The 25,400-nt window shown below is 70.6% G+C and carries 20 protein-coding genes; 13 read left to right on the top strand and 7 right to left on the bottom strand.

Annotation, left to right across the window (positions count from 1 at the left end):
* The first annotated feature begins 447 nt into the window (after positions 1 to 447).
* From GA0070216_RS28690 to GA0070216_RS28680, 3 genes are read left to right on the top strand one after another with little or no spacing between them, the layout of a single operon-like run.
* Complete coding sequence (locus tag GA0070216_RS28690) at positions 448 to 2,091, top strand: amino acid adenylation domain-containing protein (RefSeq protein ID WP_091252587.1); 1,644 nt, start codon at positions 448 to 450, stop codon at positions 2,089 to 2,091.
* On the top strand, positions 2,088 to 3,434 hold the full coding sequence (locus GA0070216_RS28685) for a ferredoxin reductase domain-containing protein (protein WP_091252585.1): 1,347 nt from the start codon (positions 2,088 to 2,090) through the stop codon (positions 3,432 to 3,434). Before GA0070216_RS28690 ends, GA0070216_RS28685 begins: the two co-directional genes overlap by 4 nt.
* Positions 3,435 to 3,450: 16 nt before the next feature.
* Positions 3,451 to 4,215, top strand: a complete 765-nt coding sequence (locus GA0070216_RS28680; protein WP_091252671.1) for an enoyl-CoA hydratase-related protein — start codon at positions 3,451 to 3,453, stop codon at positions 4,213 to 4,215.
* A gap of 44 nt (positions 4,216 to 4,259) precedes the next feature.
* On the opposite strand, the gene GA0070216_RS28675 is transcribed toward GA0070216_RS28680, so the two are convergent.
* Both GA0070216_RS28675 and GA0070216_RS28670 read right to left on the bottom strand, forming a co-directional pair.
* Entirely contained in the window at positions 4,260 to 4,940 is a 681-nt protein-coding gene (locus GA0070216_RS28675; protein WP_091252582.1) for a response regulator transcription factor, read from the bottom strand.
* 55 nt (positions 4,941 to 4,995) lie between these two features.
* Entirely contained in the window at positions 4,996 to 6,324 is a 1,329-nt protein-coding gene (locus GA0070216_RS28670) for a sensor histidine kinase (protein ID WP_245722789.1), read from the bottom strand.
* A 530-nt stretch (positions 6,325 to 6,854) separates the two neighbouring features.
* Here GA0070216_RS28670 and GA0070216_RS28665 point away from each other — a divergent pair.
* Positions 6,855 to 8,399, top strand: a complete 1,545-nt coding sequence (locus GA0070216_RS28665) for a non-reducing end alpha-L-arabinofuranosidase family hydrolase (RefSeq protein ID WP_091252579.1) — start codon at positions 6,855 to 6,857, stop codon at positions 8,397 to 8,399.
* 268 nt (positions 8,400 to 8,667) lie between these two features.
* Here the strand turns inward: GA0070216_RS28665 and GA0070216_RS28660 are convergent, their stop codons facing one another.
* The 3 genes from GA0070216_RS28660 to GA0070216_RS28650 all read right to left on the bottom strand — a co-directional run bounded on the left by GA0070216_RS28660 (position 8,668) and on the right by GA0070216_RS28650 (position 14,088).
* On the bottom strand, positions 8,668 to 9,678 hold the full coding sequence (locus GA0070216_RS28660; RefSeq protein ID WP_091252575.1) for a hypothetical protein: 1,011 nt from the start codon (positions 9,676 to 9,678) through the stop codon (positions 8,668 to 8,670).
* Positions 9,675 to 10,259, bottom strand: a complete 585-nt coding sequence (locus GA0070216_RS28655; protein ID WP_091252573.1) for a PadR family transcriptional regulator — start codon at positions 10,257 to 10,259, stop codon at positions 9,675 to 9,677. Before GA0070216_RS28655 ends, GA0070216_RS28660 begins: the two co-directional genes overlap by 4 nt.
* 274 nt (positions 10,260 to 10,533) lie before the next feature.
* Positions 10,534 to 14,088 (bottom strand): ThuA domain-containing protein, encoded by a 3,555-nt coding sequence (locus GA0070216_RS28650; protein WP_091252571.1) that lies wholly within the window; start codon positions 14,086 to 14,088, stop codon positions 10,534 to 10,536.
* 521 nt (positions 14,089 to 14,609) lie between these two features.
* Here GA0070216_RS28650 and GA0070216_RS28645 point away from each other — a divergent pair.
* The 6 genes from GA0070216_RS28645 to GA0070216_RS28620 all read left to right on the top strand — a co-directional run bounded on the left by GA0070216_RS28645 (position 14,610) and on the right by GA0070216_RS28620 (position 21,477).
* Entirely contained in the window at positions 14,610 to 16,121 is a 1,512-nt protein-coding gene (locus GA0070216_RS28645; RefSeq protein ID WP_091252569.1) for a sugar ABC transporter ATP-binding protein, read from the top strand.
* 115 nt (positions 16,122 to 16,236) lie between these two features.
* Positions 16,237 to 17,211 (top strand): ABC transporter permease, encoded by a 975-nt coding sequence (locus GA0070216_RS28640; protein WP_091252565.1) that lies wholly within the window; start codon positions 16,237 to 16,239, stop codon positions 17,209 to 17,211.
* A gap of 2 nt (positions 17,212 to 17,213) precedes the next feature.
* Positions 17,214 to 18,197, top strand: coding sequence for an ABC transporter permease (locus GA0070216_RS28635; protein ID WP_091252561.1), 984 nt, complete (start codon positions 17,214 to 17,216; stop codon positions 18,195 to 18,197).
* Between the two features lie 12 nt (positions 18,198 to 18,209).
* Positions 18,210 to 19,397, top strand: coding sequence for a substrate-binding domain-containing protein (locus tag GA0070216_RS28630; protein WP_245722788.1), 1,188 nt, complete (start codon positions 18,210 to 18,212; stop codon positions 19,395 to 19,397).
* Between the two features lie 20 nt (positions 19,398 to 19,417).
* Entirely contained in the window at positions 19,418 to 20,275 is an 858-nt protein-coding gene (locus GA0070216_RS28625) for a sugar phosphate isomerase/epimerase family protein (RefSeq protein ID WP_245722787.1), read from the top strand.
* 122 nt (positions 20,276 to 20,397) lie between these two features.
* Positions 20,398 to 21,477, top strand: coding sequence for a cellulose binding domain-containing protein (locus GA0070216_RS28620; protein ID WP_091252556.1), 1,080 nt, complete (start codon positions 20,398 to 20,400; stop codon positions 21,475 to 21,477).
* Between the two features lie 302 nt (positions 21,478 to 21,779).
* On the opposite strand, the gene GA0070216_RS28615 is transcribed toward GA0070216_RS28620, so the two are convergent.
* Both GA0070216_RS28615 and GA0070216_RS28610 read right to left on the bottom strand, forming a co-directional pair.
* Positions 21,780 to 22,643 carry an NAD(P)-dependent oxidoreductase gene (locus GA0070216_RS28615; RefSeq protein ID WP_218108302.1) on the bottom strand — a complete coding sequence of 288 codons (864 nt, stop codon included), beginning with the start codon at positions 22,641 to 22,643 and terminating at the stop codon, positions 21,780 to 21,782.
* Between the two features lie 145 nt (positions 22,644 to 22,788).
* Positions 22,789 to 23,055: a flavin reductase gene (locus GA0070216_RS28610; protein ID WP_091252554.1), complete on the bottom strand. Its 267-nt coding sequence runs from the start codon at positions 23,053 to 23,055 to the stop codon at positions 22,789 to 22,791.
* A 788-nt stretch (positions 23,056 to 23,843) separates the two neighbouring features.
* Here GA0070216_RS28610 and GA0070216_RS28605 point away from each other — a divergent pair.
* The 3 genes from GA0070216_RS28605 (at position 23,844) to GA0070216_RS36270 (ending at position 25,377) form a co-directional block, all read left to right on the top strand.
* Positions 23,844 to 24,248 carry a PLP-dependent aminotransferase family protein gene (locus GA0070216_RS28605; RefSeq protein WP_091252552.1) on the top strand — a complete coding sequence of 135 codons (405 nt, stop codon included), beginning with the start codon at positions 23,844 to 23,846 and terminating at the stop codon, positions 24,246 to 24,248.
* A gap of 146 nt (positions 24,249 to 24,394) precedes the next feature.
* Positions 24,395 to 24,739 (top strand): winged helix-turn-helix transcriptional regulator, encoded by a 345-nt coding sequence (locus GA0070216_RS28600; protein WP_245722786.1) that lies wholly within the window; start codon positions 24,395 to 24,397, stop codon positions 24,737 to 24,739.
* Positions 24,740 to 24,939: 200 nt separating this feature from the next.
* The gene (locus GA0070216_RS36270) at positions 24,940 to 25,377 is read left to right on the top strand and encodes a cold shock domain-containing protein (protein WP_091252665.1); all 438 of its coding nucleotides are present in this window, start codon (positions 24,940 to 24,942) and stop codon (positions 25,375 to 25,377) included.
* The last annotated feature ends 23 nt before the right edge of the window (positions 25,378 to 25,400 follow it).

The following is a 25,400-nucleotide window of genomic DNA, read 5'->3' as shown; positions in this document are numbered from 1 at the left end:
TGGCGCTGCGCCTGCGTTGTGGCAAGACATCAGACGTTAGAGTTTTCAATGTCCAGCGTCAATGCCTGGGATGTCGATCCCGAGTGCGGGATATCCCGGCGGTGTGCCCGACTCCCCGGGTCGGGTGGCGGACAGACGTCCTACCAATGGGCTCGCGGCAGCCGTCAGCGGGCCGAGGGGTCGGCCGGGCGGCCCTCGCCGGCAGGCGCGATCGCGAGGACGCGGCGCGGGGGCGTCGACCGTGCGGTGCCGGAAAGAACCTAACATCGATGCCCGTATTTTTCTGGTACGCGCCGGTGCGCGCGCCGCCCCACGCCCCCTCCGCCGCCGGGCCGCCCCGGCCGCAGCGGTCGTGCCGCGCCCCGGATCTAAGAGATTTCCCATCTGCATTGGCGAACATCGATCCTGATCGCCGCGCAGGGCGGCTGGTCAGAACAGGAGCAGCCCATGTCCGTACGACAGCCCCGCACGATCGACGACCCGGCGACGCGCACCCTCCCCACCGCGCCGGACGGCTGGCGGGGACCCCTGCTGGACCAGCTCCCACCACGCGAACGCCGGCTCTTCCACCGGTTCGGCCAGGGCCCGCTGACACCCGCGCCGGACCTGCGCATCCACCAGGCGTTCGCGCACTGGGCCGCCACCACCCCGGACGCCGTCGCGGCCGAGCACCTCGGGGTACGGATCGGCTACCGCGAGCTGGACCGCCAGGCCAACCGGCTCGCCGCCCGGCTCGCCGCCCTCGGCGTACGGACCGGGGACACCGTGGGCGTCTTCGCCAGCCGGTCCATCCCGATGCTGGTGGGGATCCTGGCGACGCTGAAGGCGGGGGCGGCCTACGTCCCGCAGGACGTCCGGGTCGCGCCCACCGCGCAGTTGCGGCAGGTCGCCTCGGCCGCCCGGTGCCGGGTGGTGCTGACCACCTCGGCCACCCTGGACGCGGTGCCGGCGCTGCCCGGGGTGGCCCGGCTCGCGGTCGACGAGGTGATGGCCGAGCCGCTGCCACCGGGACGGCACCTGACCGCCCCCGTCCCGGACCGGCCGGTACGCGCCGACGACGGCTGCTACGTGCTGTTCACCTCCGGCACCACGGGCACCCCGAACGGCGTCACCGTCACCCACGGCAACGTGGCCAACATCCTGCTCACCGCCCCGGGCAACCTGGGGATACGGCCGGGCCGGCGGGTCGCCCAGCTGCTCAACGTCGCCTTCGACATGGCGGCCTGGGAGATCCTGGGCTGCCTCGCCAACGGTGGCACCCTGCTCGTGCGCGACCGGGACCTCACCGCCACCGCCGCCCGCGCCGACGTGGTGATCGCCACCCCGTCGGTGCTCGGCCGGATCGACCTGGACCGGTGCGACCGGGTACGGGTGGTCGCCGTGGCGGGGGAGCCCTGCCCGCGCCCGCTGGCCGACCGGTGGGCCGCCGGCCGGGTCTTCTACAACTGCTGCGGGCCGACCGAGACCACCATCGTCAACACCATGCACCGGCACCGGCCCGGCGGGGCGCTCACCATCGGCCGGCCGACGCCGAACAACACCGTCTACGTCCTCGACGCCGACGGTCGGCCCTGCCGCATCGGCGAGGTCGGCGAGATGTGGGCCGGCGGCGGCTGCGTCTCCGCCGGCTACCTGGACAACGCCGCGCTCAACGCCGAGCGGTACGCCCCGGACCCGTTCCTGGGTGGCGGCCGGCTGATGTTCCGCACCCGAGACCGGGGCCGCTGGCGTGCCGACGGGGAACTGGAACACCTGGGCCGCACCGATGACCAGGTGAAGGTCCGGGGCTTCCGGGTCGAGCTGGACGCGGTCTCCACCGTGCTGGAGACGGTGCCCGGTTGCCGGCTGGCGGTCACGCTCCGGCTGACCGACCGGGACCTGGTCTCCTTCGTCGCCCCGGCGGAGTTGGACCCGCAGCGGTGCCGGGACACGGTGGCCGCCGCGCTGCCCTACTACTGCGTGCCGGCGGCCGTGCACCCGCTGGCGGAGCTGCCGATGACCGGACGGGGCAAGGTCGACCGGGACGCGCTGCGCCGGACCGCCCTCGACCTGCGGTGGCAGTGGGCGCACATCGAGGAGGCGGCGGCGTGACCACCACCCCCCTCCGATCGCAGCCGGCCCCGCCCGCGGACCCGCGTACCGTGGCGGCGACCGCGATCGGCGACGTGCCGCCACCGCCGGTCTCGGCGCTGCGCCGGATCATGGCCCATCCCCGGTTCATGCACCACCACCGCTTGGTCGCGGCGGTCGGCGCGACCAACCTCGCGTTGCTGGCGTACGGGCTGACCGCCGGCTGGTGGAGTGGCCCCGACGCGCCCGACGCGCTGGGCTCCGCCGCACTGGCGAACGTGGCGCTGGCGGTGCTGGTGCGCCAGCAGTACGTGGTCAACCTGCTCTTCTGGCTGGCCACCCGGGCGCCCACCCACTGGCCGCTACGGGTCCGCGCGACGCTGGGCAAGGTCTACCACTTCGGTGGGTTGCACGTCGGCGCGGCACTGGCCGGGACCGCCTGGTTCCTGGCGCAACTCGGCGCACTGACCGTCGGCGACGGACCCGCCGGGGCGCTGGTCACCGGGTACGCCGTCGCCGTCCTGCTGCTGGCGGTCGTCGGCACCGCGCTGCCACCGGTGCGGGCCCGCCGGCACGACCTGTTCGAACGCACCCACCGGCTCGGCGGTTGGGCGGTCCTGCTGCTGCTCTGGGTGCAGGCCGGCTTCCTGGCCGGCGGGCCGGCCGCGCTGGCCGCCTCCCCGCAGGGCGGGGTGCTCGCGGTGCTGACCACCAGCATCGTCCTGCCCTGGTTGCGGCTGCGCCGGGTGCCGGTCGTGGTCGAACGCCCCTCCGCGCACGTGGCGCTGGTCCACTTCGACCACGGGGTGACCCCGTTCCCCGGCTCGTCCACCGCGGTGAGCCGCAGCCCACTGTGGGAATGGCACTCCTTCGCCAACGTGCCGACGCCGGGCCGCAGCGGATTCCGGCTGACCGTCTCCCGGGCGGGCGACTGGACCGGGCGGTTCATCGACGACGCGCCGGAGCGGGTCTGGGTGAAGGGGATCAGCACCGCCGGGGTGGCCAACATCGAGACCCTGTTCCGACGGGTGGTGTACGTGGCGACCGGCAGCGGGATCGGCCCGGTGCTGCCGCACCTGCTGGCCGAACAGGTGCCGGCCCGCCTGGTCTGGGTGGCCCGCCGGCACCGGGAGACCTTCGGTGCCGACCTGGTCGACGAGATCCTCGCCCACCAGCCCGACGCGTTGCTGTGGGACACCGCCCGCGACGGCAAGCCCGACATGCTGCGGCTGGCCTGGCAGGCGTACCGCGAGTTCGACGCGGAGGCGGTCATCTGCATCTCGAACCGCCCGCTCACCTGGCAGGTGGTGCGGGGCATGGAGGAACGCGGGGTGCCCGCGTACGGCGCCATCTGGGATTCCTGACGACATGGAGGCGACGATGAGGATCACCGTGGAGAAGGACGACCGGGTGGTCACGGTCCGGTTGTGCCGGCCCGAGGTGCGCAACGCGCTGGACACGGCGCTGCTGACGGAACTGGTCGAGGCGCTGCAACCGCTGGACCGCGATCCGGGCGTCGGCTGTTTCGTGATCACCGGGTCGGAGCAGGTCTTCGCGGCCGGCGCCGACATCCGGGAGATGGCGGGCAAGTCCTTCCTGGACGTGGCGCTGGAGGACCACTTCGCGGGCTGGGACGCGTTCGCCGCGCTGCGTACCCCGAAGATCGCGGCGGTGGCCGGCTACGCCCTCGGCGGCGGGTGTGAGCTGGCGATGATGTGCGACCTGATCTTCGCGGCGGAGAACGCCCGGTTCGGGCAGCCGGAGCTGCGGCTGGGGGTGATGCCCGGCATCGGCGGCACCCAGCGGTTGACCCGGCTGGTCGGCGCGGCCCGGGCGATGGACCTGGTGCTCACCGGGCGGCAGCTCGACGCGGCGGAGGCGGAGCGGTACGGCCTGGTGTCGCGGGTGGTGCCGACGCAGCGGCTGCTGGCGGAGGCCCAGGCCGCGGCGGCGGTGGTCGCCGGGCACCCGAAGCTGGCGACGCTGCTGGCCCGGGAGGCGGTCCGGCAGGCCGAGGAGGTCGGCGTGCGCGCCGGGGTGCTGTTCGAGCGGCGGGCCTTCCACGCCCTGTTCGCCACCGAGGACCAGCGGGAGGGCATGGCCGCCTTCCTGGACAAGCGCCCGGCCCGGTTCGCGGGTCGCTGAGCCGCCCGGCGGTCCGGGACCCCGCCCGGTCCCGGGCCGCCGGCTCACAGCGCGCCGATCTGGTAGCCGAGTCCGTGCACCGTGCGGACCACCCGGTCGCCGAGCTTGCGCCGCAGGTAGTGCACGTACGTGTCGACCACCGCCTCGGTCCGGTCGGCACCGAAGACCCGCCCGCGTAGCTGGCTGCGGCTGTGCACCATCCGGGGCTGGGTGGCGAGCAGCCGGATCAGCTCGAACTCCCGCCCGCTGAGTGTCACCTCCCGGCCGTCGGGCAGCCGTACCCCCCGCTGGGCCAGGTCGAGCTGCCCGGCCCCGATCGGGATCAGCTCGGCCCCGTCGTAGCGGCGGCGGGTCAGCGCCCGGACCCGGGCCATCAGTTCCGGAACCTCGAACGGCTTCGGCAGGTAGTCGTCGGCGCCCGCGTCCAGGCCCCGGATGCGCTCGTCGGGATCGGCCAGGGCGCTGAGCATGAGCACCCGGGCGGCGACCGCGCAGCGCCGCAGCCGGATGAGCAGGTCGACGCCGTCGATCGCCGGCAGCCGACGGTCCAACATGATCACCTGGTACGGACCGCGCAGGGCCAGGTGCAGGCCCCGTTGGCCGTCCCGGGCCAGATCGATCCGGTACCCCGCCTGACGGAACAGCTCGACCAGCATGTCGGCGAGTTCCGCGTCGTCCTCGACGAGCAGCAGCGGGCCGTGCGCCGGGGCCGGCGGGTCGGTCATCCGTTCATGGTCGCACCCAATCGGGCGAAGGTTGACCGGTGGAATATTTCGCCGGTCAGAATCTGCTCCACTCGTGTTCCTGCGCCGACCGGTCGCGGTGGGCCCCCCACCAGCAGAAGGGCCACCGGGCCGCGCCGGGGTCGACGTCCGGTGGCGGCGACCCGGCCCGCCCCCCGCCGCGCACCGGCAGCCGTACGGTGAAGGTGGCTCCCGTCCCCGGCCGGCCGGCGGCGCTGATCGTGCCGCCGTGCGCGGTGACCACCTCGCGGATCAGGGCCAGCCCGAGCCCGACCCGGCGGTCCCCGGCCCCGGGACCCCGGTGGAACCGGTCGAAGATCCGTTCGGTGTGCCGGGGGTCGAGCCCCCGGCCCGAGTCGCTGACCACCAGCTCGACGTGGCCCGCGGACGCCGGACGCAACCGCACCTCGACCCGACCACCGGCCGGGGTGTGGTGCAGGGCGTTCGTCAGCAGCTCCGTCACCACCCGGCGCAGCGCGGGCCCGACGCCGTGGACCGGGACCGGGGCGTCCGCGCCGGCAACGGTGAGCGTCACGCCGTGTGCGGCGGCGCGCGGCGCGTCGGCCTCGACCGCGTCGACGACGAGCGCGGCCAGGTCGACCGGAGCCGACGGCCGGGTCACCGCCGACGGGTCGGCCAGCCGGGCCGACAGGAGCAGCTCGTCGACGATCTCCCCGAGCAGCCGGGTGGTGCGCAGCAGCCGGTCCAGGTCCTGCCGGTCGGCTGCGGTGTCGGTGCAGGTCGACCGCTGCGCCAGCAACTGCGCCGCCGTGTGCACCCGGGTGATCGGGGCGCGCAGTTCGTGGCTGGCGTCGGCGACGAAGCGACGTTGCCGGTCGAGCGCCTCGGTCAGCGGCTGCACCGACCGCCGACGCAGCCGAAGGTCGGTCGCGGTGGCCGCGACCAGGACCGCCACCGCGGCAGCCGACACCCCCCAGAGCAGGTATTGCCGCTCGGCGAGCTGGAAACGGGCGTCGAAGACCACCTGGACCACCTCGTCGCCGCGCAGCTGCGTGCGGACGTGGTAGACGGTGCCGTTGCGGGCCACCTGGTCGACCTGCGGGCGGCCGGTGCGGGCCACGGCATGGATGGCCGCGTGCTGCGGGAAACCGGCCGGCGGCGCACCGGCGTGCCCGGTGTCGCTCGCGCCCCCGAAGATCCAGGTGCAGCCGGACGGGTCGGCCGGGCGGCCGTGCACCATCGCCCAGTCCAGCTCATGGCGGATCTTCGCCCCCTGGACGTGCAGCAGGGCGGCGTACGCGAGGCCCCCGACCAGTGCCAGCAGGGCGACGGCCAGCAGACCGACGGCAAGCCCCGTGCGGGGTCGGGCGCCGGTGGACCGCTGCACCCCGCCGGTCAACGACACAGTGCTTCCGCCCCGTGCCTGCGTGCCCGGACGAGCCCTCGTCCGCCCGCGCGGCCACCGACCCACATCCATCGAAGATGACACATCACCCATCGGATCGGAAGGGATCGGGGTCTCCTCCCGGATGGCGGGGCCCGTGGTCGGGGGCCGAGGTCGGTGGCCGTCCGCAGCACATGCGTGAACGTTAACATTCCGCTCGAGATCACCCTGGTTGCGCCGGTCAGCGGGGTGGTGGCCGGCGTGGGCAGGCCTGCTGAGCGGTCCTTGAGTCGCCCGAAATGTTCTGGTAACATCGCCGGATCTGAATGGGTCCCGGCCGGCTCATTCGTCCCCACCTGCCCGCCCACGCAGTAATCGTCGAATACCTGTCGATGTGAGCGTTCACATTGCCCGGTCGGTTCCTGTCTCGACGAAGGAGTGCCCGACGAGCGCGGGTCGACCACACCACCCCGGCCTCGGCGACCGTGTCACCGCAGGCCACCGCGCAGGGACCCCGAAGCTCCACCCGTCCTCATGAAGGAGCACCCTCCATGCATCTCCAGGCTGACCAATCCGGTCCGGCATCGCGCCGTGCCGGCCTGCGGCGTCGGCGATGGTTGCTACCGGCGGCCACCGCGATCCTGACCGCCCTGAGCGGCGGGATCGTCGTCGCGACCAGCACGACCGAGGCCGCCGCCGCCACGATCGACACCGGCGCCTCGTACGTGCTGGTCAACCGCAACAGCGGCAAGGCCCTCGACGTGTACAACCTGGCCACCACCGACGGGGCCCGGATCACCCAGTGGACCCGCAACGACGGCAGCCAGCAGCAGTGGCAGTTCGTCGACTCCGGCGGCGGCTACTACCGGCTGAAGTCGAGGCTGTCCGGCAAGGTCCTCGACGTCTCCGGCAAGTCGACCGCCGACGGCGGGGCGATCGTGCAGTGGACTGACAACAACGGCACCAACCAGCAGTTCAGCATCCAGGACATCGACGGCTACATTCAGCTGATCAACCGCAACAGCGGCAAGGCCATCGAGGTGCAGGGCGCGGCCACCACCGACGGGGCCAACATCGTCCAGTACGCCGACTGGAACGGCACCAACCAGCAGTGGCAGCTCGTCCGGGTCGGTGGCACCACCACCCCGCCGCCCACGACGACCCCGCCGCCGGGTGGCAACTGCACGTTGCCGTCGTCGTACCGGTGGTCGTCGACGGGTCCGTTGGCCAACCCGAAGTCGGGGTGGGTGTCGCTGAAGGACTTCACCGTCGCGCCGTACAACGGCAAGCAGCTCGTCTACGCCACGACGCACGACTTCGGCAATACCTGGGGCTCGATGAACTTCGGCCTCTTCACGAACTGGTCGGAGATGGCGTCGGCGTCGCAGAACGGGATGAACTCCGGCACTGTCGCGCCGTCGTTGTTCTACTTCGCGCCGAAGAACATCTGGGTGTTGACGTACCAGTGGGGTGCGGGCGCCGCCTTCTTCTACCGGACGTCGAACGACCCGACGAACCCGAACGGGTGGTCGGCGGCGCAGGCCATGTTCACCGGGAGCATCACCGGCTCGGGCACCGGCCCGATCGACCAGACGGTGATCGGTGACGGCCAGAACATGTACCTGTTCTTCGCCGGCGACAACGGCAAGATCTACCGGGCCAGCATGCCGATCGGGAACTTCCCCGGCAACTTCGGCTCCAGCTACACGACCATCATGAGCGACACCTCGGAGAACCTGTTCGAGGCGCCGCAGGTCTACAAGGTGCAGGGCCAGAACCAGTACCTGATGATCGTCGAGGCCAGGACCAGCTCCTGGGAGCGCTACTTCCGCTCGTTCACGGCGACCAGCCTGAGCGGCACCTGGACGCCGAACGCGACGACCTACAACAACCCGTTTGCGGGCAAGGCCAACAGCGGCGCGACCTGGACCAACGACATCAGCCACGGCGAGCTGCTGCGGACCAGCGCCGACCAGACCATGACCATCGACCCGTGCAACCTGCAACTGCTCTACCAGGGCCGTTCCCCCAGCTCCAGCGGCGTCGACTACGGCCTGCTGCCGTACCGGCCGGGGCTGTTGACGCGGCAGCGCTGACGGACCGTCGGCGGGCCACGGAGGTTCCCGACCTCCGGGGTGACCCGACGTAGGTCGCCCAGAGCGATCAATTGAACAGCACCTGCACCACCGGTCGGCAGGGCCCGCTGTGCGGGCCCTGCCGATCCCTGTGCCAATCAGGCCGAGTTGCATCTGAGGCGACTACTCGACCTTCCGTTCTCGGCACGGCGGCGTGGACGTTCTGGCAGGGTTGCATGCTCGTTCGGGTCTGGCGCGGGCGAGTGCTCGCTGCGTCTCGGTTCGCCGCTCAGGGGTGTGGGGTAGCAGGCGGCTGGCCGGCGCTGCGGACGATGTCGCGGTAGACGGCGAGAGCGGGCTTGGGCCGGTAGGTGTCGGTGACGATGCCCAGTGTCCCGATGGGTTCCGTGGAACTGCTGTCGGCGTCCCTGAGGCTGAACAGTTCGTAGTGGGTGATGTTCAGAGACTCCTGTTCGGTGAGGATGACGCCGAGCATGTCCGACAGTGAGTCGCGCTGTGCCTGCTCGGTGCGGGGTGACCCGCTCGGGGTGCCGTTCTCGACGATGTGGAGGGGAGTGGTGGGCGGGATGTGCGCGCGGGGCAGCGACCTGCCCCGCAAGTGGTGCAGGGCGTGGGCGGTGAGGGATGCGGTGTCTCCCGGGTTGCCCCGCGGCGCGACGGGCGAGAAGGCGTCGGGGTACAGGCCCAGGCCGACGTAGTCGACGTGGGCCGCGAAGTCCTGGTATGGCACCGAGGACAGGGATGACCAGAACTGGTCGTCGCCGCCCAACCATTCCGGTGGTTCGGCGACGGAGAAGCCGATCCGCACGTGCTGGAGACCCCGCCGGTCCAGTGCGGTGCGGGCGTGCGGGACGCCGAGGGTCAGGGCTTCGAGCACGCCGGGTGCGCTTCCGTCGATGAGTGGGATGGGGAAGTTTGGCTCAAGCGTCACCTGGAGGTACCGCGTCAGGTGACCGTAGCGGTCGATGACAGTGTCGAGGAAGGCCAGCCATCCGGCGAGGTCGGCGGCCCGGGGGAGGTAGCTGAGCACGAGGTCCAGTTCGCGGTTTCCCTCGACGTACCATCCGTCGGGCATCGTGAGGTGCGCAAGTTCGTGTTCGGCTCCGAGTGAGGTGATCACGTCCGGCGGTGTCGCGTCGCCGAAGAAGTGCACGTACTCGCGGACGACGAAGGGGCGACCGCCCGCGATGTCGTCGACGAGGTGGCGGATCGCGGCGACATCGGGTGGGTGGGAGCAGACCGTGCCGGCCCGCCCGCCCGGATAGATACCGAACTTCACGCCTCCGCACTCCGATGCTGGTCGGTTTGCTGGGCTGGCCAGCTGATCTCGTGTGACCGGATCCGCCGTACCAGGTTCCTGATCCAGGCGGCTTCGGCGGCGACGATGGTGCGCCAGTAGGCGACTTCGAGCATGTGCACTTCGAGTACGTCACCGTCGGGCAGCCCCGAAAGGGCAGCCAGTTCCTGGTCGAGCCGGTCGGCGCGACCATCCAGGATGGACGCCGCCTGGTCGATCGGGAGAACTCCCACGTAGGCGACCGCCATGACGAAGTCCACGGACGCGGCTACGGTGTCGCGCACCCCGGCCTCGACCCTGTGGCGGAAGTCGGCGAGGCCCGCCGAGGTCAACTCGTAGGCCGTACGCGGTGGCCGGTTGCCCACTCGTTCGGGGAGCCGGGAGGAGATCAGGCATGCCTTCTCGAGCGTCTTCAGCAGGGACGTGACCGTGCTGCGGGTGACCGAGAGGTGCCCGTACCGCTGGCGTAGGCGTGTCGTGATGTCGTAACCATGCGCCGGCTCCTCGACGAGGAGCCCGAGCATCGGCAACACCAGGCTGTTCTGTGTCGCGTTCGAAGGCACCCGAACAGTCTATAGGCGTATACGCCTAACCGCACAGTTGGGTCGGGCACCCGAGACAAACGGCGGGGGTGGCGCATCGCTACGTCGATCACGTCAGCTCGACGCCCGCCCATCGGCCAGATCCGGACGCCGCGGGGTCGACCAGCAGGTGGAGCCACCCGGTGGCGTCCGCCACCCGCCGCCCCGGCCGGGGCCGTCAGCACAGCCAGCGGGGGCCGGCCCCGGGTGTCGGAGCCGGCCCCCTCAGCCCACCGTCAGGGCGGCGGGTGGTGCGTCACGCCAGGGTGAACCGCCACTGCTGGTTGGTGGCGCTGTGGCAGGTCCACTGCAGCAGCCGGGCGCCGTCGGTGGTGGCGCCACCGTTGACGTCCAGGCAGAGCCCGCTCTGCACGTTGCGCACCGTGTAGACCCCGGTGGTCGTGGTCGCCGTCGCGGTGAACTTCTGCTGGTTGCTGTTGTTGCAGGTGGCCTGCTGGAGGAACGCGCCCGCCGTGGTGGAGCCGCCGATCACCTCGGCGCACTTGTTGCTGTGCACCGCCTTCAGGTAGACCGCGCCGCTACCGGCGTCCACGGCCTGCCACTTCTGGTTGTTGCCGCCGGTGGCCGCCCACTGGGTGAGCTGGGCGCCGTCGGCGGTGGAGACACCGCTGACGTCCATCAGCTTCCCGCTGTGCAGGGCGGTGAGCGTCCAGGTCTTCCCGGCCACACCGGTGCCGGTGCCGGTGCCGGGCGTGCCGACACCATTCCCGCCGAAGGTGTGGGAGTCGAGGTCGAACGAGTTGTTCGCACTGGCCTTGAACACCAGGTAGAGCGGGTGTGTCCCGGACAGCGCGGACACGCTCACCGGCGCGGTGGACTGGTAGTTGTTCCAGCCACCGGTGTTGGGCACCGGGGTGGTGGCCAGCAGGGTGCCGGTCGGGGAGTCGGCCCGCAGCTCGATCGAGCCACCACCGGACGGCGACGACAACCGGTAGCTGACCGTCGAGATACCCGACAGACTCATCGGGTTGAACGCGATCCAGTCGTTGTTGGAGATGTCACCGACGCGCTTGGTGCTCTCCGCGCTGGCCTCGTCGACCACCCGGATGCCGGACTGGCTGCTGAAGTACTCGGCCTGCTTGTGCTTGGGCTGGAGGATCGCCTGCGCGGTGCCGGTGAGCGGGGACGAGCCGCCCGGGCCACCGCTGTCCGTGTACCGCGCGTTCAACACGTAGAACAGGTTGGCACCGTCCGGGTGCCCACCGAGCAGGTCGGTGGAGATGGTGCCCGAGCAGCCCGGGTACTCGGTGGTCTCGTGCGCGTGGTCGTCGTGACCCAACGCCGGGTTCAGGAGCACCTTGGAGCAGTCGACAGTGCCGCCGTCCGGATCGGTGACGCTGATCTGGTACGACACCTTGTCGCCGAAGGTGAGCATGCCGCCGTTGGCCGGTGTGGTGATGGTGACCACCGGCGCGGAGTTGCCGACGGTGATCTGGACGTTGGCGAAGCCCGTCTTTCCGGTGTTGTCGGTGACCTTCAACTGCGCCGTGTAGTTGCCGTTGGTGGTGTAGACGTGCGACGGGTTGGCCGCCGTGGAGGTGGTGCCGTCACCGAACGTCCACTGGTAGCTGAGCGTGTTGCCCGGGTCCGGGTCGGCGGTGCCGGCGCTGCTGAACTGGACGTTCAGCGGGGCGAGGCCGCTGGTGGGCGTGCCGACGGCCTTGGCGATCGGCGACCGGCCGCCCTGGATGTAGTCGATGCGGTAGAGCCCGGAGTCGCTGTTGCCACCACCGAAGTTGGTGCCCCACTCCAGCACGTAGAGCGAGCCGTCCTTGCCGAACTCCAGGTCCATCGGCTTGTTGAACCGGCCCCCGGGCAGGAACGAGTTGGTGCGGGTCACCGCCGTGGCGGAGTCGAAGTGCACCTCCTTGATGTAGCTGCGCGACCACTCGTAGAAGAAGTGCACGCCGTCGTAGTAGGCCGGGAACTTGGTGGCGGACGGGTTCGCCGGGTCGTACCGGTAGACCGGCCCGCCCATCGGCCCGGAGCCGCCGGAACCGAGCTCCGGGAAGTTCGACGAGGTGCCGTAGCCGTACCACATGTTGGGCGCGACGACCGGTCGCAGGCTGGTCAGGCCGGTGTTGTTGGGCGAGTTGTTGACCGGGGCGTTGCAGTTGAACTTGGCGCCGACGACGCCGGTGTCCGGGTTGAACGGCGCATAGGGCTGGTTGTCACCGTGGCAGAACGGCCACCCGTAGTTGCCGGGCTGCTTGATCACGTTCAGCTCGACCAGGCCCTCGGGGCCGCGGTTGGTGGTGGGCGGGTTGCGGTCCGGTCCGTAGTCGGCCAGGTAGACCCAGCCGTTGGCCGGGTCGATCGAGAACCGGAACGGGTTGCGGAAGCCCATCGCGTAGATCTCGGGCCGGGTCTGCGCCGTGCCCTGGGGGTAGAGGTTGCCCGTCGGGACGGTGTAGCCGCCGGTGGCCGAGGGGCGGATGCGCAGCAGCTTGCCGCGCAGGTCGTTGGTGTTGCCGGCGCTGCGGGCGGCGTCCAGGTTGGACTTGCCGGACCGCCAGTCCAGCGGGGCGTAGCCCTGCCAGTTGGGGTCGAGGTTCGGCGGCGTGTCGTCGCCGGTGCCGATGTAGAGGTTCCCGTCCGGGCCGAAGTCGATGTAGCCACCGGTGTGACCGGGTTCGGGGAAGGTACGGTCCCGGTACGCCGGGATGTCGATGATCCGGGCCTCGGTGGACAGGTTGAGGGTGTCGCCGGAGAGCGTGTAGCGGGAGACGCGGTTGACGTCGGTGCTGCTGCTCGCCGGTGAGTGGTACAGGTACACGTACCCGTTGGTGGCGAAGCTCGGGTCCAGCGCCATGCCGGTGAGACCGTCCTCGCCGCCGGTGTAGACGCTCAGGGTGCCGGCGGTCACGGTGCTGTTGGTGGCCGGCTTGAAGATCTTGACCTGGCCGCCGCGCTGGACGTACATCACCCGACCGTCCGGCAGCACGGCCAGCGCCATCGGGTCGACCGTGTTGTCGTCCAGGGTGCGCTTCTCGAAGTTGCTCCAGACGGTGCCGCCGCAGTCGCCGGGCTGGTTGCCGGCGGCCCACTTCACGCCGCCGAGGACGTGGTTACGGAAGTTCGTCTCGCTGTAGGAGGCGATCGCGTGGCCCATCGCGGTGGCCCACACCCGTCCGCCAGCGGCGTTGCGGCACCAGGAGATCGGGTGGTCCGGGCCCATCGCCCGCGACCCCGGGTTGTAGGTGCGCTCGTCGGCGGTCACCAGCACGTGCACGTTGCCGCGCGGGTTGGCGTCGAAGTTGTACCACTCCTCGCTGCGGCTCCAGCGGTCCGGCAGGCCGGTCGTCGACGGGTGCTGCTTGTCGGCGACGATGGCGGTGCCGGGCAGCACACCGGGGGAGTGCTCGGGCATGTGGGCGCCACCGTTGAGGGTCTGGTCCCACCAGGGGTACTCGCCCTCGATGCCCATGTCCAGGGCGTTGTGGATGCCGACGATGCCCTTGCCGCTGGCCAGGTAGCCCTCCACGGCCTGGCGTTGGGCGGCCGAGGTCCAGACCATGCCGGAGGTCTGGAACATGATGATCACGTCGAAGGTGGCGAGGTTGGCCGGGGTGAAGACGCTGGAGTCCTCGGTCTGCACCAACTCGAAGTTGTTGGCCGCCGCCTGCTGCTGGAACATGCTGATCCCGGCGGGGATCGAGTCGTGCCGGTAGCCCACCGTCTTGGTGAACAGCAGGGCGCGGAAGGCCGGGGCCGCCGAGGCGGGTGGTGCGAGGCCGAGTGACAGTAACAGGCCGGCGATCATGGCGATGAGCAGTGTGGTGCGACGCATGCCGTCTCCTAGTTTTCGGCGGGCAACTCCGGTGGTGGCCGTGGGTCCGTCGGCGCGTCAGGGGGTGCCTGTGCACGCGAAGGGCACGGGTGTGCTGCTCGGGTCGTCGTGCCGTCCGCCGTAACGGCCGTCAGCCCCGTAAAGCGTCACGGAGAGTGACTTTGGTGGTGTTCTCGGCCGTGGCCGCGAGGTCAGGATCGTTCAGTCATCGATGAGTGTCAACGGATGCGGGTGGGTTCGATGTTTCGACGGGCTGGCGGCAGTCGCCCGGGAGGCCCGGTGCGGCCTCCGTGCCGGGTGGAGGGGTGGGCCTGGGAATTGCGTCGAGAGGAGGATTGTGGACACGCATCGAAACATCTATCTTCATACGTGTGATGTTTCGTCGATGTCAAGGAAAGTTTGCTTCGTCGAGACGTAAGCACTTGTGGTAGGCGGCGAAAGTCGTCCCGCCGCGCCCCTCGCACAAGCCGGACGCGGGGCATGTACCGCATCGATGACTACTTTCTGTGAGGGTTTTCGGAATGCCAGATCCGCCACCGGCACCGCTGCTCACCCTGCGGGGCATCGGCAAGTCGTTCTTCGGGGTGCGCGTCCTCGACGGCGTCGACCTCGACGTCGCGCCGGGTGAGGTGCACGCCGTCGTCGGTGAGAACGGCGCCGGGAAGTCCACCCTCATGAAGATCGTCTCGGGTGGCTACGCCCCGGACGGCGGCACCGTCGAGGTCGCCGGCGCACCACGGGTCTTCCGGAGCCCGCGCGACGCCCAGCGGGCCGGGATCGGCATCATTCACCAGGAGTTCAACCTGCTGCCCGAGCGCACCGTCGCGGAGAACGTCCACCTGGGACACGAACCGGTGCGGCGGGGGTTGGTGGACCGTCGGGCGATGCGCGAGCGCACCGGCCGGTTGCTCGCCTCGATCGGGGAGACCACCCTTGCGCCCGACGCCCGGGTGGGACAGCTCGGCGTCGCCCAGCAGCAGGTCGTCGAGATCGCCAAAGCGCTCGCCCTGGACGCCCGGGTGCTCATCATGGACGAGCCCACCGCAGCGCTGGCCGACCACGAGGTCGAACTGCTCTACGGGTTGGTGCGCCGACTCCAGCACCGGGGCATCGGCCTGCTGTACGTCTCGCACCGGCTCACCGAGGTCTTCGACCTGTCCGGTCGGATCACCGTCCTCAAGGACGGCCGCCGGGTCACCACCGTGAACACCACCGACACCAGCACCGACGACCTGGTCCGGCACATGGTCGGCCGGGAGTTGTCCAGCTACTACCCCGACCGGGCCGGCCCCGCCGACCGCGGCCCGGTCCGGATCACCGTCCGTGACGCGGGAAACCGCAAGCTTCGGGGCGTCGATCTCCAGCTCCGGGCCGGGGAGGTGCTCGGCGTCGGTGGCCTGCAGGGCTCCGGGCGGTCCGCGCTGGCCCGTGCGCTCTTCGGTGTCGCCCCGTTCACCAGCGGCGACGTGACCCTGGACGGCAGACCGGTCCGGCTGCGCTCACCTCGTACCGCGATGCGGGCCGGCATCGCCTACGTCACCGAGGACCGCAAGGGCGAGGGGATCGTGCCCCGGCAGTCGGTGCTCGACAACGCGCTGCTGGCCAGTCGTGCCGTCTTCGCGGCCCGCTCCGGTCGCGCCGCCCGGACCCGACGGGTGCGGGAACTGCTCGCCACCGTCGAGGTCCGCGCCGCTGGCGACGACCAGGAGATCCGCTTCCTGTCGGGGGGCAACCAGCAGAAGGTCGTGCTGGCCCGCTGGCTCGCGCTCGACCCGCAGGTCCTGCTCTTCGACGAGCCGACCCGGGGTATCGACGTGGGGGCGAAGTCGGCCATCCACGATCTCGTCCGCCGCCTCGCCCGCGACGGCGCGGCCGTGTTGATGATCTCGTCGGACCTGCCCGAACTGCTGGGGATGAGCGACCGGATCGTCGTCATGCGCGACGGCCGGATCGCCGGCGAACTGCCCGCCGCCGCCACCGAGGAGGACGTCGTAGCCCTGGCCGTCGGCCACGTCACGGAGACCGACCGGTGAGCGCGAGGAGTGAGCCGGGTTTGCGAGCCCCGCAGTCGCGAACGGAGAGAGTGCCGGTGAGCGCGAGGAGTGAGCCGGGTTTGCGAGCCCCACAGTCGCGAACGGAGACCGACCGGTGAGCGTTCTGTCGCTGTTGCCGGCCCGACGTCCCGTACCGGGCGTGTTCGTGGCCCTGGCCATCACCCTCGCGATCGGCTGGCTGGTCGTCCTGGTCGACGGCGGTCAGCTGTTCAACCAGTCCACGACGGTGAGCCTGCTGCACGTCGCTGCCGGCCTCGGGTTCGTCGCGGTCGGTCAGACCCTGGTCATCCTCGGTGGTTCGCTCGACCTCTCCGTGGCGTACGTGATCAGTCTCAGCACCCTCGTCGCGGCCGAGACGATGAACGGCAGCGACGGCGCGCTGCTGCCGGCGATCGGCCTGGCGCTCGCGGTCAGCGCCGGTGTGGGGTTGCTCAACGGGCTGCTCGTGACCAAGTTCCGGATCAACGCGTTCATCGCCACCCTCGGCGTCGGGTTGCTGCTCAAGGGGTATCTCGACAGCAACTACGACGGCCCGGCCGGCGTCACCTCGCCCGGCCTCGTGCAGTCCCTCGGCTACCAGCGCGTCGGTCCGGTGCCGTTGTCGTTCCTGCTCCTGCTCGCCGTGACCGGGGCCGCCTGGTTCGTGCTGTCCCGGACCCGGTTCGGCCACCACCTGGTCGCCGTCGGCGGTGATCCGGAGGTCGCCCGGCTCTCCGGCGTCCGCAACGACCGGGTCCTGGTCGCCGCCCACGTGCTGTGCTCGCTGTGTGCCGGACTCGCCGGGGTCTACCTCGCCAGCCGGCTCGGCTCGGGCGCGCCCCGGGTCGGCACCGAGGGCCTCTACGACCTGGAGTCGATCGCCGCGGTGGTGATCGGCGGGACCCTGCTCGCCGGTGGGCGTGGCGGCGTGGTCGGCACGGTCGGGGGAGTGCTGCTGCTCGCCAGCATCGACGCGATCTTCAACCAGCTCGAGGTGGACGCCTTCTTCAAGCAGGTGATCCGGGGCGTCATCATCATCGCCGCGGTCGCCGTCTACGCCCGTCGGACCCTGCGAAAGGCGGCGTCCTAGCCATGCAGCTCGTCCAGCGTCGTCCGCTGCCACCGCGCCGCGTCCGGCTCCGTCCCGGCGGGGTGCTGCCGATCCTGGCCATCCTCGTGGTGCTCCTGGTGCTCGTCGGCATCCGGCAGCCCAGTTTCCTCGACCCGCCGTCGTTGATGTCCTTCCTCGGCCGTTCGGCGCCGATCATCCTGCTCGCCGCCGGGCAGTACTTCGTGATCGTCTCCGGCGAGTTCGACCTGTCCGTCGGCTCACTGGTCACCGCGCAGGTGGTGGTCGCGGCCCGGCTGATCGACAGCGATCCGGCCCGGACCTGGCCGGTGGTGCTGCTCCTGCTCGCCTTCGGCGCGTTGGTCGGGCTGGTCAACGGCCTGATCACGACCCGTCTGCGGGTGCCGTCGTTCATCACCACCCTGGGCATGTTCCTGATCCTGGTCGGCGCGGTCTACCTGTGGTCCGACGGCGCGCCCAAGGGTGGGCTCTCCGAGGAGTTCCGGCGGTTCGGGCGGCGGGCCGTCGAGGACGTGCCGCTGCTCGGCCGGGTGCCGTACGCGCTGCTGGTCCTGCTGGCCGTCGCGGTGCTCGCGGTGGTGTTGATGCGGTCGGACTTCGGCCGGACCCTGGTCGCCGTCGGCGACAACCCGCGCACCGCGCAGCTGAGCGGGGTGCGGGTCTGGCGTACCCGGACCGTCGCCTTCATCCTCAGCGGGCTCGCGGCGGCGGTGGCGGCGATCCTGCTGGGCGGCTACAGCGGGGTGTCGTTCCAGGCCGGCGCGGGCCTGGAGTTCGGGGCGATCACCGCGGTCGTCCTCGGCGGCGTCGCGCTGGGCGGGGGTCGCGGCTCGGTCGTCGGCGCGATGCTCGGCGCGCTGACCCTCGAACTGTTGTTCGCCCTCATGAACTTCTACGGCGTCTCCGGCGCCCTCCGGTCCACCGTCCAGGGCGCGATCATCCTGCTCGCCGTGGCGGTCTCGGCAACCCGTTCTTCGTCACGATAAGGGGAAACCATAGTGCGACGTTCCATGGCGGCGCTGGCCGCTGTCACCCTGCTGTCCCTCACCGCCTGCGCCACCGACGAACCGGGCGCGGGCCCCTCGGGCGGTTCCTCCTCCTCCGCCGCCGGGTCGGGGACCGGGGAACAGTCGAAGTTCTTCGTGCAGGCCGACTACGACGCCGAGTTGGCGTTGCTCGGCGCGACCCCGACCGGGCCGGCGGACAAGCCGTGGGAGCAGATGCTCAACCCCACCATGGTGGACACGGCGAAGTTCAAGAAGGCCGGTCCGCACAAGATCTGCTTCTCGAACGCGGCGCTGAACAACCCGTGGCGGCAGGTCGGGTTCAAGACGATGCAGGCCGAGGTCGAGGCACAGAAGAGCCGCATCAAGGAGTTCGTGCACGTCGACGCCGAGGGCAAGGACCAGAAGCAGATCGCGGACATCAACGACCTGCTCGGTAAGGGCTGTGACGCGCTGATCGTCTCGCCGAACACCACCGCCACGCTCACCCCGGCCGTCGAGGCGGCCTGCCAGGCCGGGCTGCCGGTGGTCGTCTTCGACCGTGGGGTCAACACCAAGTGCCCGGTGACCTTCATCAACCCCATCGGTGGGTACGGCTTCGGTCACGCCGGCGCCGAGTTCGTCAGCCAGAAGATGAAGCCCGGCGGCAAGGTCCTCGCCCTGCGCATCCTGCCCGGGGTCGACGTGCTGGAGACCCGCTGGTCGGCCGCGAAGGTGGCGTTCGACAAGGCCAAGGTCGACGTGGTGGGGGTGGAGTTCACCGATGGTGACCCGGCCAAGACCAAGAAGATCGTCGACGACTACATCCAGCGGTACGGCACCATCGACGGCGTCTGGATGGACGCCGGCGCGGTCGCCGTCGCGGCGGTCGAGGCGTTCCAGGACGCGGGCAAGCCGGTGCCGCCGATCAACGGCGAGGACCAGCTCGACTTCCTGAAGGTCTGGAAGGACAAGAACCTCACCGCGATCGCGCCGACCTACCCGACCTACCAGTGGCGTACGCCGATCATCGCGGCGCTGCGGATCCTCGACGGCCAGCAGGTGTCCAGCCCGTGGAAGCTGCCCCAGCCGACCATCACCCAGGACAACCTGGACCGGTACCTCGACCCGGCCATGCCGCCGCTGCACTACGCGATGTGCGGCTGCACCGACCTGCCCGGTTACCCGCAGCGCTGGAAGTAGTCCCGGTGTATGCCATCGGCGTGAACCCCTGGGTGTGGGCGTCGCCGGTCGACGACGACGCCCTCGCCGAGCTGATCCCCCGGATCGCCTCGTTCGGCTTCGACGCGGTCGAGTTGCCGATCGAGCAGCCGGGCGACTGGGACCCGGTGCGCACCCGGGACCTGCTGGCCGCGCACGGCCTCGTCGCGGCCGGCGTCTGCGCGGTCACCCCGCCGGGCCGGGACCTGGTGAACGCCGCCCCGGCCGTCGTGGAGTCGACCGTCGCGTACCTCAGGGGGTGCGTGGCGGCCGCGGCGGCCGTCGGCGCTCCCTGTGTCGGCGGCCCGGTGTACGCCTCGGTCGGCCGCACCTGGCGGATGTCGCCGGCGGCGCGGGCGGCCTGCTACGCGGAGTTCCGGCGAGCGCTGACGCCGGTGGCCGAGCAGGCCGGTGAGTGTGGCGTGAGCATCGGTGTCGAGGCGTTGAACCGCTACGAGACCAGCGTCGTCAACACCGTCGGGCAGACCGTCGAGCTGATCGACGGACTGCCGTCGAGCGTCGGCATCATGATCGACACCTACCACATGAACATCGAGGAGTCCGATCCGTACGCGGCCCTCGCCGCCGCCGGCCGGCACATCAAGCACGTCCAGGTCAGTGGGACGCACCGGGGCTCTCCCGGGGCGGACCACTTCGACTGGCCGCGTTTCTTCGCCGTGCTGGGGCAGACCGGCTACCGGGGTGCGGTCTGCATCGAGTCGTTCACGGCGGAGAACGAGACCATCGCCACCGCCGCGGCGATCTGGCGTCCGTTGGCACCGTCGCAGGACCGTCTCGCCACGGACGGTCTGCGCTACCTCCGGGGGGTCGTCGCCGGCCCTTCCGCCGCAGCCGGTTGATGCGTGAATGCGCTGATGTCCTGCCGGCGGCAGGACTGCCGGGTGTGCCTTGACACTAAGGCCGAACGGCAGGACAGTCGTCATGCGTATCGATGATTAACGATTTATAGGCGAGGGGTGCCATGCGGAAGTCGCTGACGGCGGTGTTCGCCGTCGTTGTTGCCATGGTCGCGATGATGGCCGCGGTCTCGCACGCCAGTGCGGCGAACGCGGCCGCCGGGTGCCGGGTGGACTACGTCGTCACCAGCCAGTGGACCGGCGGCTTCCATGCCGACGTCGCGGTCACCAACGTGGGCGAGCCGGTCAACGGCTGGACGCTGCGGTTCGCGTTCCCCGCCGTCGACCAGCAGATCGCCCAGACCTGGAGCGCCACCTGGGCCCAGTCCGGCCAGCAGGTCAGCGCGACCAACCTGGGCTGGAACGCGACCCTGGGCACCAACGGCTCCGTGAACATCGGTTTCGTCGGTGCCTGGTTCGGCAGCAACCCCGTGCCGGCGTCGTTCACGCTCAACGGCGTCGCCTGCACCGGCGGGGTCCTGCCCAGCAGGACACCGACCGGGCCGACCACCTCGCCGCCGGTCGCCGACTACCCGGCGATCGTCCACTGGGTCAGTCCGGCCGTCGGCGCGGTGTACACCGCGCCGGGCCCCGTCCCGCTCGCGGTGACCGCGACCGTGGGTGGCGGCCACTACATCACCTCGGTGTCGTTCCGGGTGGACGGCGTCACGCTGGCCCAGGGAGTGCGGACGACCGGCGACCGGTTCGAAGCACAGTGGACACCCCCGACCGGCGCTCCCGGGACCAGCACCACCTACCTGCTGTACGCCTCGGCCGGCACCGACCAATCGCTGTCCGGCGGTGCCCCGCCGCTGCTGGTCACTGTGGTCACCCCACCGTCCACCGGCACCAACCACCCGCCGGCGGCGGCGCTGAGCACCCCCGGTGGGCAGACGTACTTCCTCGAACCCACGACGGTCACGCTGGTCGCCGACGTCACCGACACCGACCCGGGGGACCCTGTCAGCCGGGTGGAGCTGTATCTCGGCGCGACCAAGCTGGCCGTGACACCGACCAACAGCGGACAGCGCTACCAGTTCCAGCTGCCGCTGTCCGCCGGCACGTCGTCCACCTTCACCGTGCGGGTCCACGACTCCCACGGCGGTGTCGGCATCTCCAACCCGCTGACCTTCACCATCCGCTAGCCCGTCGCCGCCGCCCCGACGCGCGGTCGCCCCGGCGACCGCGCGTCCCCGGCTACCGGCGGCGTCCCCGGCGCGCACCGACCGGGGCGACGGGAAGGTACCCGCGAGCGACGAAGAACTCGACGTGCCGGCGGAACCGCGCCCGGGTCACCGCTGGGCGGATCGCGGTCGGTCAGCCGGCAGCCGGCCGGCCGCGACTCGTCCACCATGTCCCCGAACGTGACGGCACTCTGGTTGGCCAGGTGGAACGTCCCCGCGGCCCGGGGCGCAGCGCATCGGTGGCGATCGTGCAGCGGCCCGGATCAGGGCTTCTTGATGACCTCGATCATGCTGGCCAGCGCCTCGTCGCCGTGCCCGCTGGTGGCCCGCTCCTGGAGGATGTCCCGGATCGGGATCATGACGTCCGGCCGGATTCCCTGGCCCTTGCTGGCCTCCACCATCTTGGCCAGACCGACCGCGTTCAGCCCCACGGTGGAGATGTCGGTCGCGTACTGGCCCGCGTCGACCTGCTGGGCGGCACCCTTGATGCTGGGCCGCACCACGTGGGTGATCCAGGACTCGGCGAACGGGGTCAGCGCCGCCGCCGGGATGCCCTCGCTGGCGAGCATGGCGAAGCCGTGCAGCGCGCCGGCCAGCGACGACCACAGGATGCCGAGCAGCGCGAGGTCGTACAGGCCGGCGACGCCCGGGTCCTCGCTCAGGAAGATGCTGTTGCCGCCGAGGACCTTCAGGGTCGACTCGTACGTGTCGAAGACCTCCTTCGAGCCGCCGTAGAACAGCAGGGTCTGGGAGAGCCCGACGGCTGGCGGCACCGTCATGATGTAGCCGTCGAGGTACTTCGCACCCAGGGACTGCGCCCACTGCGCGGCGCCCCGGGCGTCCTCCGGCACGCCGGAGGTGAGGTTGACGATGACCTTGCCGTTCAGCGACTCCTTCACCGGCTCGAGGATCTCGTGCAGGGTCTGGTAGTCGACCACGCAGGCCACCAGGACGTCGCTCGCGGCGACCGCGTCGGCGATCGTGCCCGCGCGGCTCGCGCCCTGCTCGACAAGGGCGCCCGCCTTGCCGGCGGAGCGGTTCCACACCGTCGTGCGGTGGCCGGCCCTGAGATATGCGCCCGCCAGTGCCGCCCCCATCATTCCGAGGCCGATCACCGATACGGGCACGCGATTTTCTTCGGACACCAGTGCCACTCTCCTCTGTGCTCCTGATAAGGCAAAAAGACTATCGGTGCTGGCCACGCAGAAAGCACGTGCCATCGCCGAAATCACTTTTGGAGCCTAGACGCCGGCGTGTGGACCCCTCAAGTACTTACTGCAAAGTATGTGGCCGGTTGGCGGTCGACACTGCCGCTGAACCGGTGCCGATGCGGTGGAAGGCGCCACCGAAGAACAGCAGACCAGCGCCGTCGTGGCCGATTTCCGCGCCGATCACCGAACCGACGAAGATGGTGTGGTCGCCGGAATCGTGCGCCTCGAACAATCGGCATTCCAGCCAGGCTAGGGTGCCCGAAATGAGGGGCGCGCCGGAGGCCGGCCCCGGCCGGTGCGGCAGCGTCTCGAACTGGGCCGCCCCCAGACCCGGTGCGGATCGGACAACGCGCCTGTGGGCTCACGTTAACCAGCCGGGCGCACGGGGGCATCGAATGGTAATCCCGGAGACCGGCCACCGGGTGGTCGCAGGCTACCGGCACGTTACCGCCTATTGACGGCCGGCCCGTCGGGTGGCGTTAACCTGTTTGCGGTTGCGAGAACGGCAGCCGTCCAGGTGCCCGACTGACGACAGGACCGGAACCGGCATGCATTCCGTGACACCAGAGCAGACCCTCGCCGAGCCCGCGATGCAGGAATTTCTTAACATGCTCGGCATCAATGTCGAATACGCCCGGGCCGAGGGCGACACCCTGCACTACGTCGGCCCCGACAGCACGCCGGAGACGGTGGTGGACTATGCCGGCGGCTACGGTGCCCTGGTGCTCGGCCACAACCATCCGGCGCTCCTCGACACCGCCGTGGCCTTCCTGGACGAGCGCCGTCCGGTGCTCGTCCAGGCAGCCGGCAGCCGGCGGTCGACGGGATCGCAGCCCGTCTCAACGACATCGTCAGCCGTGAGTTCGGCACCGACGAGCGGTACTTCGCCATCTTCTCCCACAGCGGTACCGAGTCGATCGAGGTGGCGCTCACGCACGCGTAGTTCGACCGGGTGTTGCGGGTGTGCTCCCTGCTGGAGGAGGTGGAGGCCGGCATCGCGGAGGTGTCCGCCCAGGCGGCGGGAACGGTAGCGGCGCCCCCGGGGCCGACGGTGACCTGCTCACCGTCCTGTCCGGACTGCGTCGCGACAACGCCGAGGCCGCCGCGCGACCGCCGGTGTTCATCGCGTGGGAGGGCTCCTTCCACGGCAAGCAGAAGGGCGAGAAACTGGCCGAGATCTTCCACGACCTGCGTCGTCGCTTCTCCGGGGCGGTCGGCGAGGTCCGGGGCCGAGGGCTGATGCTGGGGTTGGAGTTCACCGACCAGTCCCACGCCGCCGCACCGGGGATCGCCGGTGTCTCCGCCAACGGCATGCGGGGCCACGTCATCTCGGGCTACCTGCTGCACGTGCACCGGGTCCGCACGTTCCCCACCGCGAGCGCGGCGGACACGCTGCGCTTCGAGCCGTCCCTCGACCTCGCCGACGCCGACATCGAACGGCTCCGGCTCGCGCGGAAGGTGCGCTGCGTCGTCCTGCGTGGCCAGGACGAGCAGGCGCTGCTGGGCGGTGCGGCAGGGTGAACCGTACGGAGGAGCTGTCACGTGTTGTCAATTCCTCCGCAACACAGTGCGACCGCGTGACCCTCGCGCGCTAAGCTCTGCGGTATACCGGAACTCACGGGAAGAGTGCCGCCGGCCGGTCAGGAGTGAATGAACTGAGTGTCAGGGTGCGGCCGACACATTGCGGTCTGGACGCCGCGATCGAGGTGATCAGCGGTAAGTGGAAGGTCGTCATCCTGTGGGCCCTCAGCGACAGCCACAGACGGTTCGGTGAGCTGAGAAGGCTCATCGGAGTGAGCGAGAAGGTGTTGTTCCAACACCTGCGCGAACTTGAGGCCGACGGCATCGTCCGCCGGGAGGCCTCCGAGGATCTGCCGATGCGGGTGGAATACTCGCTGACCGACCGGGGCCAGGCACTCAATCACGCGCTCAAGCCCCTCGGGGCGTGGGGTCGGGAATACCTGCCGGATCGGGCCGTGCCCGTGCCCGTGCCCGCGCCGGGCGACAGCTGACCGCGGTGTTGCCGGCGGACGGCATCTGCGAGGTCATCGACTGACCGGTGGCGTCATCGGGCGGCTGCGCGCCCCGTGGGGCTCCGGTCCGCCCGTCGCTTACCATGGGTGTCGCGCCGATGGCGGTGCCCCTTGCGGCGGTGTCCGTTCCGGTCGTTCTCCTGTTCTGGTGGTTCCTGTTCTGTGGGGTGGTGGTCGCGGTGGCGGTCGGTACGATTCTCAGCTTCGACGACGTGAAGGGGTACGGCTTCATCAGCCCGGAGGGCGGTGGTGAGGACGTCTTCGTGCACGCGAACGACTTCGGCGACCAGCGGCCGTCGGTGGCACCCGGCATGCGGGTGGAGTTCGAGTCGGTGGAGGGCAACCGCGGGGTCAAGGCGCTCTACGCGCGCCTGCTCAACCCCGGTGCGCCGGTCGCGTCCCGGCCGGCGGTGTCCGGTGCGACGACCGTGACCCGGCTGCCGGTGACCGACCGGGGCGACGACGAGGAGTGCGACGTCCTGACCTCCTTCACCTTCCGGTCCAACATCACGGACCTTCTCGTCGAGCAGGTGCCGACGCTCACCGGCGCCCAGATCAGCCAGATCCGGCAGCACCTCACGCAGTTCGCCCGTTCGCACGGGTGGATCGAGGACTGACAGCCGCCCGGTCCGGCCCACCG

This window comes from Micromonospora matsumotoense, assembly GCF_900091525.1.
Lineage (GTDB): Bacteria > Actinomycetota > Actinomycetes > Mycobacteriales > Micromonosporaceae > Micromonospora > Micromonospora matsumotoensis.
The sequence above is the reverse complement of the archived record's forward strand: the minus strand, read 5'-3'. Positions and strand labels throughout refer to the sequence as shown.

Coding starts and splice junctions, on each gene's coding strand:
- GA0070216_RS28620 (WP_091252556.1), top strand. CDS start 20,398: ATGCGGAAGTCGCTGACGGCGGTGTTCGCCGTCGTTGTTGCCATGGTC.
- GA0070216_RS28690 (WP_091252587.1), top strand. CDS start 448: ATGTCCGTACGACAGCCCCGCACGATCGACGACCCGGCGACGCGCACC.
- GA0070216_RS28675 (WP_091252582.1), bottom strand. CDS start 4,940: ATGACCGACCCGCCGGCCCCGGCGCACGGCCCGCTGCTGCTCGTCGAG.
- GA0070216_RS28635 (WP_091252561.1), top strand. CDS start 17,214: ATGCAGCTCGTCCAGCGTCGTCCGCTGCCACCGCGCCGCGTCCGGCTC.
- GA0070216_RS28650 (WP_091252571.1), bottom strand. CDS start 14,088: ATGCGTCGCACCACACTGCTCATCGCCATGATCGCCGGCCTGTTACTG.
- GA0070216_RS28665 (WP_091252579.1), top strand. CDS start 6,855: ATGCATCTCCAGGCTGACCAATCCGGTCCGGCATCGCGCCGTGCCGGC.
- GA0070216_RS28645 (WP_091252569.1), top strand. CDS start 14,610: ATGCCAGATCCGCCACCGGCACCGCTGCTCACCCTGCGGGGCATCGGC.
- GA0070216_RS28680 (WP_091252671.1), top strand. CDS start 3,451: ATGAGGATCACCGTGGAGAAGGACGACCGGGTGGTCACGGTCCGGTTG.